The organism is Geobacillus sp. LEMMY01 (assembly GCF_002042905.1).
In the GTDB taxonomy this organism is placed as follows: domain Bacteria; phylum Bacillota; class Bacilli; order Bacillales; family Anoxybacillaceae; genus Geobacillus; species Geobacillus proteiniphilus.
Genome location: NZ_MVKA01000001.1, coordinates 74,432 through 87,076, shown reverse-complemented (window position 1 = coordinate 87,076; position 12,645 = coordinate 74,432). Strand labels below are relative to the sequence as shown.

The 12,645-nt window shown below is 55.1% G+C and carries 14 protein-coding genes; 12 read left to right on the top strand and 2 right to left on the bottom strand.

The genetic code is table 11. From position 1 onward, the window contains the following. Positions 1 to 31 precede the first annotated feature (31 nt). From nadE to yajC, 10 genes are all read left to right on the top strand, one after another. A complete protein-coding gene (gene nadE / locus B1A75_RS00455) occupies positions 32 to 772 on the top strand; it encodes an NAD(+) synthase (RefSeq protein ID WP_074042779.1) in 741 nt (246 codons plus the stop codon). A 115-nt stretch (positions 773 to 887) separates the two neighbouring features. Then, positions 888 to 1,622, top strand: coding sequence for a YhcN/YlaJ family sporulation lipoprotein (locus B1A75_RS00450; RefSeq protein ID WP_079935552.1), 735 nt, complete (start codon positions 888 to 890; stop codon positions 1,620 to 1,622). Between the two features lie 140 nt (positions 1,623 to 1,762). Further along, positions 1,763 to 2,503 (top strand): YebC/PmpR family DNA-binding transcriptional regulator, encoded by a 741-nt coding sequence (locus tag B1A75_RS00445; RefSeq protein WP_014196414.1) that lies wholly within the window; start codon positions 1,763 to 1,765, stop codon positions 2,501 to 2,503. 225 nt (positions 2,504 to 2,728) lie between these two features. Further along, the gene (locus B1A75_RS00440) at positions 2,729 to 3,205 is read left to right on the top strand and encodes an intercompartmental signaling factor BofC (protein WP_074042777.1); all 477 of its coding nucleotides are present in this window, start codon (positions 2,729 to 2,731) and stop codon (positions 3,203 to 3,205) included. A gap of 103 nt (positions 3,206 to 3,308) precedes the next feature. Next, positions 3,309 to 3,893, top strand: coding sequence for a Holliday junction branch migration protein RuvA (gene ruvA, locus B1A75_RS00435; RefSeq protein WP_074042776.1), 585 nt, complete (start codon positions 3,309 to 3,311; stop codon positions 3,891 to 3,893). Positions 3,894 to 3,918: 25 nt separating this feature from the next. After that, positions 3,919 to 4,920 carry a Holliday junction branch migration DNA helicase RuvB gene (ruvB, locus tag B1A75_RS00430; protein WP_074042775.1) on the top strand — a complete coding sequence of 334 codons (1,002 nt, stop codon included), beginning with the start codon at positions 3,919 to 3,921 and terminating at the stop codon, positions 4,918 to 4,920. Further along, a complete protein-coding gene (locus B1A75_RS00425; RefSeq protein ID WP_031408043.1) occupies positions 4,917 to 5,123 on the top strand; it encodes a DUF2905 domain-containing protein in 207 nt (68 codons plus the stop codon). Before ruvB ends, B1A75_RS00425 begins: the two co-directional genes overlap by 4 nt. 15 nt (positions 5,124 to 5,138) lie before the next feature. Continuing rightward, a complete protein-coding gene (gene queA, locus B1A75_RS00420) occupies positions 5,139 to 6,167 on the top strand; it encodes a tRNA preQ1(34) S-adenosylmethionine ribosyltransferase-isomerase QueA (RefSeq protein WP_074042774.1) in 1,029 nt (342 codons plus the stop codon). A gap of 17 nt (positions 6,168 to 6,184) precedes the next feature. Then, on the top strand, positions 6,185 to 7,327 hold the full coding sequence (gene tgt / locus B1A75_RS00415) for a tRNA guanosine(34) transglycosylase Tgt (protein WP_079935551.1): 1,143 nt from the start codon (positions 6,185 to 6,187) through the stop codon (positions 7,325 to 7,327). A 23-nt stretch (positions 7,328 to 7,350) separates the two neighbouring features. Continuing rightward, positions 7,351 to 7,623, top strand: a complete 273-nt coding sequence (gene yajC / locus B1A75_RS00410; RefSeq protein ID WP_066228708.1) for a preprotein translocase subunit YajC — start codon at positions 7,351 to 7,353, stop codon at positions 7,621 to 7,623. Between the two features lie 149 nt (positions 7,624 to 7,772). Here the strand turns inward: yajC and B1A75_RS00405 are convergent, their stop codons facing one another. Then, complete coding sequence (locus B1A75_RS00405; RefSeq protein ID WP_079935550.1) at positions 7,773 to 8,156, bottom strand: TIGR04086 family membrane protein; 384 nt, start codon at positions 8,154 to 8,156, stop codon at positions 7,773 to 7,775. Positions 8,157 to 8,222: 66 nt separating this feature from the next. After that, positions 8,223 to 9,785 carry a stage V sporulation protein B gene (gene spoVB, locus B1A75_RS00400; protein WP_079935549.1) on the bottom strand — a complete coding sequence of 521 codons (1,563 nt, stop codon included), beginning with the start codon at positions 9,783 to 9,785 and terminating at the stop codon, positions 8,223 to 8,225. Positions 9,786 to 9,896: 111 nt separating this feature from the next. Between spoVB and B1A75_RS00395 the strand changes: the two genes are divergently transcribed. Both B1A75_RS00395 and secDF read left to right on the top strand, forming a co-directional pair. After that, positions 9,897 to 10,184, top strand: coding sequence for a post-transcriptional regulator (locus B1A75_RS00395; RefSeq protein ID WP_079935548.1), 288 nt, complete (start codon positions 9,897 to 9,899; stop codon positions 10,182 to 10,184). Between the two features lie 112 nt (positions 10,185 to 10,296). Continuing rightward, a complete protein-coding gene (gene secDF, locus B1A75_RS00390) occupies positions 10,297 to 12,549 on the top strand; it encodes a protein translocase subunit SecDF (protein WP_079935547.1) in 2,253 nt (750 codons plus the stop codon). Positions 12,550 to 12,645 lie beyond the last annotated feature (96 nt).

Here is a 12,645-nt window from a genome sequence, read left to right as displayed (position 1 = left end):
ATGGAATCTTTGGAAAAGGAGTCGAGGACGGATGCAAGAAAAAATTGACAAACTCGTGCAATGGCTGCGTGACCAAGTCTCATCAGCCGGCTTAAACGGGGCGGTCGTCGGCATCAGCGGCGGCATCGACTCGGCGGTTGTCGCCCATTTGATTAAGTGCGCCTTTCCGGATGATTCGCTGGGGCTGATCATGCCGTGCAAAAGCAATCCGAAAGATATGGAAGATGCGCTGAAAGTGGTGAAAAGCTGCGGCATCCGGCATTTGGTCATCGATTTGACCGAAGCGCACCGAATGCTGTTTGGCGCGATCGAGGCCGAGCTGAAAGCCATCGGGGAGTGGAAGGAAGAGCGCGCGCGGCTTGGCGATGCAAATACAAGGGCGCGCTTGCGCATGACAACGTTGTATGCAGTCGCCAACAATTACGGCTATCTCGTCGTCGGCACGGACAACGCCGCGGAGTGGCATACCGGCTACTTTACGAAATACGGCGACGGCGGGGTCGATTTAGTGCCGCTCATTCACTTTACAAAAGGCGAAGTGCGCGAAATGGGCCGCCTGCTCGGCGTTCCGGAAGAAATCATTGCGAAAGCGCCGAGCGCCGGATTATGGGAAGGGCAGACGGATGAAAGCGAAATGGGCACGACGTATGAAATGATCGATAAATATTTAAAAGGGGAAGACATTCCGGAACGCGATCGAAAAATTATTGAACAGCTTCATGAACGTTCGCATCATAAACGGCGATTGGCGATCGCGCCGCCGAAGTTTTAGCCGTTGCCTCATTGGTGTGAACTGACAGCGATAAACCCCCCGCGTTTGCCGCAAGCTAAACGTAAGGCTGGCTTCGTGCCAGCCTTGGGCGAAGGAAACCAAGGGGGGTTTTCCATTGAGATACGCGGTCAAATGGATCGGTGTGCTGTCGGCCGCCGGCTTGCTCGCTTCGTGCGCCAACTACGGGGCGAATGACGAGGGAGCCCAGCGCTACAACGATGCGGCGAGACCGATTGGCTATTACTCGACAGAGCGGGGCGATGATTTCCGCTATGGCCGGTATGGGACGAATGCGCTCAATTATGACAACAACTATATATGGGCGCGCCGCGGACCGGTGACCGATTATTTGGCGGACGGCGGGCGCCTCGGCGGACCGGCGGCGACCCGTTTTGACACCGACGTTCCGGCTCTTCCGCCCAATGTTGATTTCGGCGATGGCGACTACAACTACCATGGGCATTTGCACTCGCTAAACGTCGATCCGCACCCGTCGTACTACCGAAGCTATGCCGGCGGTTTGGCTGAGAAGCTCTCCCGCCGCGCCGCAGCGGTGGACGGAGTCGACGACGCCCGCGCGGTCGTGTATGGCAATCAAGCGCTCGTCGCCATTGCAACGGACGACCGCCATCCCAAGCGGCTTGAGAAGCGTGTCGAGCAAGCGGTCGCTCCGTACGCGGACGGCAAGCGGGTGCGCGTCACGTCCAATCCGAGCATGTACCACCGCATCCGCACGATTGACAACACGCTTCGCCGCGGCGCTCCGATCAATATGGAAGAAATCCGCCGCGATTTACGCACCATTTTTATCGATGATACGATTCAAGAACGGCCGGAAAACAATCGGTGACAAAGGCGAAGAAGGCGTCCCAAAAAAGTCGGGGCGCCTTCTTTCATTGCCGCTTCCCGCTGGGGCTCGGCTGACATTTTCCGCTTTTTTTGCTATAGTAATAGTCGGAACATTCCGTTGTGATGAGAGGGGAACTGTCGATGGCTGGACATTCGAAGTGGAAAAATATCCAACGGCGGAAAAATGCCCAAGATGCGAAGCGCGGCAAACTATTCATGAAACTGGCGAAAGAAATTTACGTCGCCGCCAAAAGTGGCGGAGGCGATCCAGCGTCCAATCCGAGCCTGCGCCTTGTCATTGAGAAGGCGAAAGCGGCCAACATGCCGAGCGAAAACATTGAACGGGCGATTAAAAAAGCAACTGGAACCCAAGAGCATACCAACTATGAGGAAATTCGCTACGAAGGATATGGACCAGGCGGCGTTGCCGTCATGGTCGTTTGCCTGACGGATAATAAAAACCGCACCGCCGCCAACGTGCGCGCGGCGTTTTCGAAAAACGGCGGCAATTTAGGGGAAACGGGCTGCGTCTCCTATTTGTTCGAGCGCAAAGGGCTGCTCGTGATTGACCGCGAACAGCACAACGTTGATGAGGATGAATTGCTGCTGTTGGCCATTGAAGCGGGTGCCGAGGAGATGGAAACAACGGACGAATCGTTCGAAATTTATACAGCGCCCGAATCGTTTGAAACGGTGAAAGACGAGCTGGAACAGCAAGGATTCACGTTTGCCAGCGCGGAAATTACGATGATTCCGCAAACGTATACGACGCTTGAGGGCGACGATTTGAAAAAAATGCTGAAGTTGATCGATACGCTTGAAGATGATGATGACGTCCAAGAAGTGTACCATAATTTGGACGAATCGGTGCTTGAGGAGTAGCGACGTCCGTCGGCGAAGCCGGCGGATTTTTTGTACATACGTTCGAAGACCATGGAACATAATCGAATATGATGATCGAGCGCCGTTGGCTCGAATCCCCGCCCCACTTTTTGGATCGGCGGCAGCTTGCTTGGCAAAAAAGCTGATGGATCAGGAATAAAATGGCGTCCGCTGGTGAAACTAGTGGTGTAAAGGAACCATCATCCGAGAAGAGAGGAACAAACGATGCGAATTCTTTCCCTCATACTGTGGATCGCCGCCATCGTGTTGCCGGTTCATTCGGCCTCCGCCGCACCGGTCAAGATGACGATTGTGCTTGAGCGGCAATACTTGGACGGAGAGATGAGCGAAGAGAAAGTCACCGAAACCGTCGATTCGATGACAGAAATATGGGAAAAATATCGCGATTGGCAACTCGTGACGCTCGATGACCAGACGATCGTGTTTCGCAAAACAATCAACGACATTTCGCCGTTGTTAAAAACAAACGGCTACTTCGGAATTACGGACGATGGCACGTTGTCTATTTTCAACGGCAAACCGGGCCGGTCGAGCGAAATCATCCAGTCGTTTTTCCAAATCGACGTGCAAAAGCTCGAAAGCCGCCAGCAAGAAAAGCTGAAGAAAGGAATTCGCGTCCTCTCGAAAGAGCGGTATGAACAAGTGATCGAAATGTACCGCCATTTTGCGGTCGTCCAATAAACCAAGCGAAAGCCCGTGGTGCAAAGCGCATCGCGGGATTTCTTTTTGCTATAATGAAATCATATGATACAATGAAAGGACGAAAAAAGGAGAGGAGCATCCATTGATCGAGTTTATCCGTGGGTATGTCGATTACGTCTGCCCGGAATATATCGTCATCGACCATAACGGCATCGGCTACGAGATCTTTACGCCGAACCCGTTTGCGTTTCAGGAAAGCCGCGAGGCGGCGGTGACCGTCTATACATACGAATATGTGCGCGAAGGTGTGCACGCCTTGTACGGGTTCCCAACGCGCGAGGAGCGCAACTTGTTCGCCAAGCTGCTGCAAGTGTCGGGCATCGGGCCGAAAGGCGGCCTCGCCATTTTGGCGGCCGGGCGTCCGGATGAACTGGCGCGGGCCATCGAGGAAGAAAACGAGGCGTTTTTATGCAAGTTTCCAGGCGTGGGCAAAAAGACGGCCCGGCAAATGATTTTGGATTTAAAAGGGAAGCTCGGGGCGCTTGCGGCGCCGGCGGCTGCACGTTCGGCCGCACCGCTTTCCGGTGCGCTCGTCGAGGCGGTGGCGGCGCTCAAGGCGCTCGGCTACGCTGAACGGGAGATCGAGAAAATCATTCCGGCGCTCCGCGAAGAAGCGATGTCGACGGAACAGTATGTGAAGCGGGCGCTGGCGCTGCTTTTGGGATAAACAGCGGCCAAAGGGAGGAATGACGGTGGAGGAACGGCTTGTATCCGGGGAGGTCTTAGGGGAAGAGACTGCGCTTGAACCGAGTTTGCGCCCGCAATATTTGCATGAATATATCGGGCAAGATAAGATCAAAGAAAACTTAAAAGTGTTCATTGAAGCGGCCAAGCTCCGCGAAGAGACGCTCGACCATGTGTTGCTGTACGGACCGCCGGGGCTTGGGAAAACGACGCTCGCCGTGATCATCGCCAATGAAATGGGCGTCAAGCTGCGAGCGACATCTGGACCGGCGCTCGAGCGGCCGGGAGATTTGGCGGCGCTTCTCACTTCGCTTGAGCCGGGGGATGTGCTCTTTATTGATGAGATCCACCGGCTGCCGCGGGCGGTGGAAGAGGTGCTCTATCCGGCGATGGAAGATTATTGCTTAGATATCGCGATTGGCAAAGGGCCGGATGCGCGCACGCTTCGCCTCGACTTGCCGCCATTTACGCTCGTCGGGGCGACGACGAGAGCCGGGGCGCTGTCGGCGCCGCTTCGCGACCGGTTTGGTGTCATCAGCCGGCTCGAATACTATCACGTCGACCAACTCGCCCAAATCATTGAGCGGGCGGCGGCCATCTTGCAAATCGGTATCGAGCGCGAAGCGGCGCTTGAGCTTGCCCGTCGGGCGCGCGGCACGCCGCGCATCGCCAACCGTTTGCTGCGGCGCGTCCGCGATTTCGCGCAAGTGCGCGGAGATGGGGGAATTACGCTGCCGCTTGCTGTCGAGGCGCTCGAGCGGCTGCAAGTCGACCGGCTCGGGCTCGACCAAATCGACCATAAGCTGCTTTCAGCGATGATTGAAAAATTTGCCGGCGGCCCGGTCGGGCTCGAAACGCTGGCGGCCGTCATCGGCGAAGAAGCGCAAACGATTGAGGAAGTGTATGAGCCGTACTTGATGCAGATCGGTCTCTTGCAGCGTACGCCGCGCGGGCGCGTCGTCACGCCGGCGGCGTACACCCATTTAGGAATGGAGGTTCCGAAGCGGTGAACAGCTTGCCAAAGTTGATCATGACGATCGGCGTTGTGCTCATCATTGTCGGGTTTGTCATGCAATTTGTCAAACTCGGCCGCTTGCCGGGGGATATCGTCATCCGCAAAGGGAATATGACGTTTTACTTTCCCATCGTGACATCCATCTTGCTGAGCGTTGTGTTATCGTTGATTTTTTACGTGCTCGGACGATTTCGCTGAAGGAAGGAGAACTGCATGAAAGTCGATTTGTTTGATTTTCATTTGCCGGAAGAGTTGATTGCGCAAACGCCGCTTCCAGACCGGGCGGCATCAAGGCTCATGGTGCTCGATAAACGAACGGGCGCCATTCGCCATGAAACGTTTCGCAACATTATTTCGTACTTGAATCCAGGCGACTGCCTCGTTTTAAACGATACGCGCGTCATGCCGGCGCGGCTTTACGGCGAAAAAGCGGAAACGGGCGGAACGGTCGAAGTGCTGCTGTTAAAGCAATTGGACGGCGACCGTTGGGAGACGCTCGTCAAGCCGGGAAAACGAGTCAAGCCAGGAACGAAACTCACTTTTGGCGAGGGGAAACTGCAAGCCGTCTGCCTCGATACGCTGGAACACGGCGGGCGAGTGCTTGAGTTTTCGTATGACGGCCTGTTTTATGAAGTATTGGCCGAACTTGGGGAGATGCCGCTGCCCCCGTACATTAAAGAAAAGCTTGACGACCCGGAACGATACCAGACCGTTTACGCCCGCGAAATCGGCTCGGCAGCGGCGCCAACCGCCGGTTTGCATTTCACCGAAGAGCTGCTTGACGCCATTCGCGAAAAAGGGGTGCATATCGTCTTCATCACCCTTCATGTCGGGCTTGGCACGTTTCGGCCGGTGCAAGTGGACGAAGTCGAGAAGCACGATATGCACGCCGAATTTTATCAAATGAGCGAGGAAACGGCCGAGACATTAAACCGCGTCCGGGAGCAGGGCGGTCGCATCATCGCCGTCGGCACGACGTCGACACGGACGCTCGAGACGATCGCCGGCAAACATAACGGCCGGTTTGTCGCGGAAAGCGGCTGGACCGACATTTTCATCTATCCAGGCTATGAGTTCAAAGGGATTGATGGGCTGGTGACGAACTTCCACCTGCCGAAATCGACGCTCATCATGCTCGTGAGTGCGCTCGCCGGGCGCGAAAATATTTTGCACGCGTATGAAGTGGCGGTCAAAGAGCGATACCGCTTTTTCAGCTTCGGTGATGCGATGCTCATCATTTGAGAAAGGAGACGAGCACGTTGACGACACCGATTCGCTTTGAACTGATCAAAACGTGCCGGCAGACGGGCGCGCGCCTCGGCATCCTCCATACGCCGCACGGCTCGTTTGAAACGCCGATGTTTATGCCGGTCGGGACGCTCGCCACGGTCAAGACGCTGTCGCCGGAAGAGCTGAAGGAAATGGGGGCCGGCGTCATTTTAAGCAACACCTATCATCTTTGGCTGCGCCCGGGGCATGACATTGTCGCGGAAGCGGGCGGGTTGCATGCGTTTATGAACTGGGATCGCGGCATTTTGACTGATTCCGGCGGCTTCCAGGTGTTCAGCCTCAGCGAATTCCGCCGCATCGAGGAAGAAGGCGTCTATTTCCGCAACCATTTAAACGGCGACAAGCTGTTTTTATCGCCGGAAAAAACAGTCGAAATTCAAAATGCGCTTGGCGCCGACATCATCATGGCGTTTGATGAGTGCCCGCCGTATCCGGCGACGTATGAATACATGAAACAGTCCATCGAGCGGACGAGCCGTTGGGCGGAGCGCTGCTTGAAGGCGCACCGCCGCCCGAATGAGCAAGGGCTGTTTGGCATCGTCCAAGGCGGCGAGTATGAGGAGTTGCGCCGGCAGAGCGCCCGCGATTTAGTGTCGCTCGATTTCCCGGGCTATGCGGTCGGCGGGTTGTCGGTCGGCGAGCCGAAAGAGGTCATGAACCGGGTGCTTGAGTTTACGACGCCGCTTCTGCCGGCGGACAAGCCCCGCTATTTAATGGGCGTCGGTTCGCCGGATTCGCTCATCGACGGGGCGATCCGCGGCATCGACATGTTTGACTGCGTTTTGCCGACGCGCATCGGCCGCAACGGGACGGTGATGACGAGCGAAGGGCGGGTGGTGATCAAAAACGCCCAGTACGCCCGCGACTTCTCGCCGCTGGACCCGCACTGCGACTGCTACACGTGCCGGAACTATACGCGCGCGTACATCCGCCATCTCATCAAATGCGATGAAACATTTGGCATCCGGCTCACGTCTTACCATAATGTCTATTTTTTGATAAAATTGATGGAGCAGGTGAGACAAGCGATCCGCGAAGATCGGCTCGCCGATTTCCGCGAGGAATTTTTCGAACGCTACGGCTTCAATAAACCGAATGCAAAAAACTTTTGACGGCCGGAAAGGAGGGGGATTGCATGAACGCAACGATCGCCAACTTGCTGCCGATCGTGCTGTTTTTCATTATTTTCTACTTTTTGCTCATTCGTCCGCAGCAAAAGCGGCAACGCGCCATCCAGCAAATGCAGGCGAATTTGAAAAAAGGCGATAAAATCATCACGATCGGCGGATTGCACGGCATCATCGACTCGGTCGATGAGGACAAAATCATCGTTCGCGCCGGCGATGGCACGCGTCTGACGTTCGACCGCTCCGCGGTGAGAGAAGTGGTGGCGGAAAGCAAGGCGTAGCGAAAGCGCGGCCGGTGGCGCCTGAAGCAAAAAAGAGGCTATCTCAAAAGGTTGTGTTTTCTAAAAAAACATATCTTAGAGATTGTGATACGATAATCAGAAAGGGTGTCCCGATCCTTTTGGGACACCCTCTTTTGCTGACTTGCCGTCTACGCCCGCTCACGGCGCGCCGGCGACAAGTTGACGCCGACGATGCCGCCTAGCGAAGCGGCGGCGAAAAAGGCAAGGTGGTACAGCCATTGCTCGGCGGTGAACGATTTTTCCATGCCAAGAAATTGAAACAAAAAGATGATCGCTGTAAATAAGAGGCCGGTCAGCCCGCCGGAGAGCCATCCTTTTTCCTGGCTTTTTCCGCCGGCGACGACGCCGCCGATAAACAGCGAGACGACCGAGGCGGCAAACACGATCCAGGTGAGCGACGATTCGTGAATGTCCGTCCATTTGAGCAGCAACGAAAAAATGAAGCTGACGAGCGCCGCCAACACAAAAACTGTGGCGATTCCATACACCAGTGCGCTGCCAAGCCGTGACACCGCAATCCCTCCTTGGCCAAAACGCTTTTTACCACAATATATTCGGCGCCGGACAGGTTTAGACGTTTATTTTCGCTTGTTTTTGCCGGCCAGCCAGTGCAGCCCCGGAAGATAGACGAGCTCTTCGCGCCGGATGAGCCGGAACAGAACGAGGCAGGCGGCATATAGGGCGGCTGTCGCCGCCATGGCCAGTAGCGTCAAAAGCGGCGACGGTACGGCCAAAAGCGGATGACGGGACAGAGCATAGCCAACCGCGCCGGCGGCGATGATGGCGCCAAGCGCTTTGATGTACTCGCGCCCATCGATGGAAAAAGACACCGCCTTGACGACCGTGGCAAAGTGAAGCAGCGTCACAAGCACAGTGCTGACCGCGGTTGCCAGCGCCGCGCCCATAATGCCTAAGCTTGGCTGTGAGGCGAGAGCGAAGATGCACGCGAGCTTCACCACCGCTCCGATCAAGCTGTTCGTCATGGCGGCGTTCGCCAAGTCCAGCCCTTGCAAGACCGCCTGTAGCGGGCCTTGAAAATAATAAAGCAAGAAAAACGGCGCCATCACTTGAATAAAGATCGCGGCTTCACTTGTGCCGTACATCCAGCGCATGAGCGGCTCGGCGAACAAGTAAAGAACGACGGTGGAAAGGCCGCCGGTGACAAGCGACAAGCGCATCGCCTGGGCGATCCGGTATTCGACCAAAAGCAGCTTGCGTTGCGCCATTGCTTCGCTGATGGCCGGCACAAGTGCGGTCGAGAGCGCGTACGTAATAAACGACGGCAACGTCAACAACGGCAGCGCGTAGCCGACAAGCTGTCCGTATTGCCTCGTGGCAGTGGAGGCGGCGACGCCGGCCAACGCCAAGCTGTTGGCGACGACGATTGGCTCAAAAAACCAAGAAAGCGAGCCGATCAAACGACCGCCGGTTGTCGGCAAGGCAATGCGCATGAGGCGGACGAACGTCTCTTTGCCGGCTTGGACGTAGTGAAAAAACTTTGTCCGCAGGCGAATCGATTTTTTAACCTTAAATAAAAACAGCAAATACAATAACGCTGCCAACTCGCCGAGAACGGAAGATGCCATGGCGCCGGCGGCGGCATACTCGACGCCATACGGCAAAAGCGGCCGTGTGCATAAGGCGATCAAGCTGATGCGGACGATTTGTTCCAACAAGAGCGAATAGGCGTACGGCTTCATTTGCTGGCGCCCTTGAAAGTAGCCGCGCAGCACCGAAGAGATGGCAACGATCGGTACGACCGGAGCGATGGCAAGGAGCGGATAGTACGTGCGCGGGTCGGTAAACATCGTCCGCGAAAGCCACGGCGCGGCGGCGATGAGCATCGGCAGGAGCACGACACTTAGCGCGCCGGTGGTGGCCAGCGACACGACGAGAATTTTTTTCACCCGTTGCCGGTCGCCGGTTGCCTCCGCTTCGGCGACGAGTTTGGAAATGGCGACCGGCAGACCGATCTGCGTCGCGGTAATCGCCAAAACGAGCGTCGGCACGGCCATCATGTACAGCCCGACTCCTTCATCGCCGATCATGCGGGCGACGACAATTCGGTTGATGAAGCCGAGAATTTTCGTAACAAAGCCAGCGGCGATTAAAATGACCGTACCTTGTAAAAATTTGGACATTTTCTCCCCCTGCCTTCTCAAATGCCTCCATCTTTTATACAATATATGCAAGGCCCATGGCCAAGCATGACAAGATTGGCCGGCGGCAATGGACATGAGGGGGGATGGGGGATGGATGAAAACCGGAAGCTGCGCGAACAGCTCATGCCAGCGCTCGAGTGCAAGTATGACGAGTTTCGTCTGCTCGGCTATACGCAAGTGACGATGGACGGGCTGTGGGAATGTTTATGCTCCCGCAAGTGGAAACATCGGCCGGCGGAAAAAAGGCTGCATGAGTTGGTCAGCGACATTTTCTCCCTTTCGCCGGGCGAGTATATGACATTTTTGACGATGCGTTCATATAAACAACAGGCGGCCGGCGATGATGAGTTGGAGCGGGTTTTAAAGGAATTGTTATAGTGGAAAATTGACACTTGCCGGCTGCTGTTTCATAATGGAAGGCGAGGCCAATGTTTTGCTTGGCGCTGCGGCGGACGGCGCCGAGGCAAGTTGAAGGAGGATCTTAAGGAGAATGGTAAAACGAAGCCGCATCGTCGCCTTTTTTCTGCTCCTGCTTTTGTTTGCCGGAGTGATGGGGCCGACGATTCAAGGAATTGTACATAACATCAAACTGGGCCTTGACTTGCAAGGCGGTTTTGAAGTGCTGTATGAAGTGAAACCGGCCAAAAAAGGCGATAAGATTGACCAAGAGACGCTGCAAAGCACCGTCAGCGCGCTGAATAAACGGATCAACGTCCTTGGCGTCAGCGAACCGCGCGTTGACATCGAGGGAGGAAACCGCATCCGCGTCCAGCTCGCCGGGGTGAAAGACCAAAATGAGGCGCGCGAAATTTTGTCCACGCAGGCGAAATTGACGTTCCGCGACGTCAATGACAACGTGCTCATGGACGGGAGCGACCTCGTCCAAGGCGGAGCGAAGCTGTCGTTTGATGAAAACGGCCGGCCGAGCGTCGCTCTGAAATTGAAAGACGCCGACAAGTTCCGTCAAGTGACGGAAAAAGTATATAAAATGGGGCCGCCAAACAACATTTTAGTCATTTGGCTCGATTTTAAAGAAGGGGTGGACGCCTACCGGAAAGAAGCGGGCAAAACTGATCCGAAATTTATTTCCGCTGCTTCGGTCAACCAAGTGTTCAATCAGACGGATGTGTCGATCGTCGGCAATTTTACGGTCAAAGAAGCGCAACAGCTGGCTGATTTGCTTAATGCCGGCGCGCTGCCGGTCGAACTGCATGAAATTTACTCGACGTCCGTCGGCGCCCAGTTTGGGAAAAACGCTCTGCAAAAAACGGTGTTGGCCGGCATCATCGGCGTGGCGGCGATCTTCTTGTTTATGATTTGGTTTTACCGGCTTCCCGGGATCATCGCTGTCATTACGCTGTCGGTGTACATTTATTTGATTTTGCTTTTGTTTGATTGGATGAATGTCGTCATGACGCTGCCGGGCATTGCCGCCCTTATTTTAGGGGTTGGGATGGCGGTCGACGCCAACATTATTACGTACGAACGGATCAAAGAGGAGCTCAAGCTCGGCAAGTCGATGCTGTCGGCGTTCCGCGCCGGCAACCGCGGGTCGTTTGCGACAATTTTTGACGCCAATCTTACGACGATCATCGCCGGCGCTGTTCTTTTTATTTACGGGACAAGCTCGGTGAAAGGGTTTGCGACGACGCTCATCATTAGCATTGTTGTCAGCTTCCTCACCGCTGTTTACGGCACGCGGCTGTTGCTCGGCCTGCTTGTGTCAAGCCGTTGGTTCGATAAAAAACCGGAGTGGTTTGGCGTCAAAAAGTCGGAAATCTTAAACATTGCGGAAACGACTGAGGAAACGGAAGTGCCGACGAAGTTTGACCGTTGGGATTTTGTCAAACATAGCAAAAAGTTTTTCATTTTCTCCGGTGCATTGACGATCGCCGGCGTCATCTCGTTGTTTGCCCTGGGGCTGAATCTTGGCATTGACTTCACGAGCGGAACGCGCGTTGAGGTGACGAGCAACCAGCCGATCGACGCTAAAGAGTTGAGCGGCTATTTCGAGCGGCTCGGCTACAAGCCGGAGGATGTCGTCCTGTCCGGCACGGACGGGAAAACAGGCGTCGTCCGCTTGATTGGCGTGCTCGATAAGCAAGAAATTGCCAAGCTGAAAAATGAATTGAAGCAAGCGTATGGCAACGAACCAAACATCAGCACCGTCTCTCCGGTCGTCGGCAAGCAGCTGGCCCGCAACGCGCTCATTGCTGTGCTTATTTCATCCATCGGCATCATTCTTTACGTGACGATTCGCTTTGAGTGGCGAATGGCGCTCGCAGCCATTGTCGCCTTATTGCACGATGCGTTTTTTATCATTACCGTGTTCAGCTTGACGCGCCTTGAGGTCGATTTGACATTCATCGCCGCGGTGCTGACGATCATCGGCTATTCGATCAACGACACGATTGTTACGTTTGACCGCATCCGGGATTTGATGAAAAAGCGGAAAGTGAAAACGGTCGACGACTTGAAGCATATCGTCAACCGGGCGTTGCAACAAACATTTACGCGCTCGGTCAACACGGTATTGACCGTCTTGTTTACGGTCATCGCGTTGCTCATCTTTGGCAGCGAAGCCATCCGCAACTTCAACCTTGCCTTGCTCGTTGGACTTGTGTGCGGCGTCTATTCGTCGCTTTGCATCGCTTCGCAGCTTTGGGTCGTTTGGAAGGGCCAGGAGCTCAAAAAAGGAAAAGGAGCCAAAAAAGCGGCGGCCGAGGCCGAACCGCAGGTGTAATGGCGGCGCTGGAAAAAACGGGAATGTTTTTTCCAGCGCTTTTTTCTTGCCGTCGATGCTGTAAATAGAAAACGGATACACTAAGATTCGAGGCAA

Bases quoted from the DNA above. Each gene is read 5' to 3' on its own strand.
- nadE (WP_074042779.1), top strand. From the start codon at position 32: ATGCAAGAAAAAATTGACAAACTCGTGCAATGGCTGCGTGACCAAGTC.
- B1A75_RS00445 (WP_014196414.1), top strand. From the start codon at position 1,763: ATGGCTGGACATTCGAAGTGGAAAAATATCCAACGGCGGAAAAATGCC.
- B1A75_RS00440 (WP_074042777.1), top strand. From the start codon at position 2,729: ATGCGAATTCTTTCCCTCATACTGTGGATCGCCGCCATCGTGTTGCCG.
- queA (WP_074042774.1), top strand. From the start codon at position 5,139: ATGAAAGTCGATTTGTTTGATTTTCATTTGCCGGAAGAGTTGATTGCG.
- yajC (WP_066228708.1), top strand. From the start codon at position 7,351: ATGAACGCAACGATCGCCAACTTGCTGCCGATCGTGCTGTTTTTCATT.
- spoVB (WP_079935549.1), bottom strand. From the start codon at position 9,785: ATGTCCAAATTTTTACAAGGTACGGTCATTTTAATCGCCGCTGGCTTT.
- B1A75_RS00395 (WP_079935548.1), top strand. From the start codon at position 9,897: ATGGATGAAAACCGGAAGCTGCGCGAACAGCTCATGCCAGCGCTCGAG.
- secDF (WP_079935547.1), top strand. From the start codon at position 10,297: ATGGTAAAACGAAGCCGCATCGTCGCCTTTTTTCTGCTCCTGCTTTTG.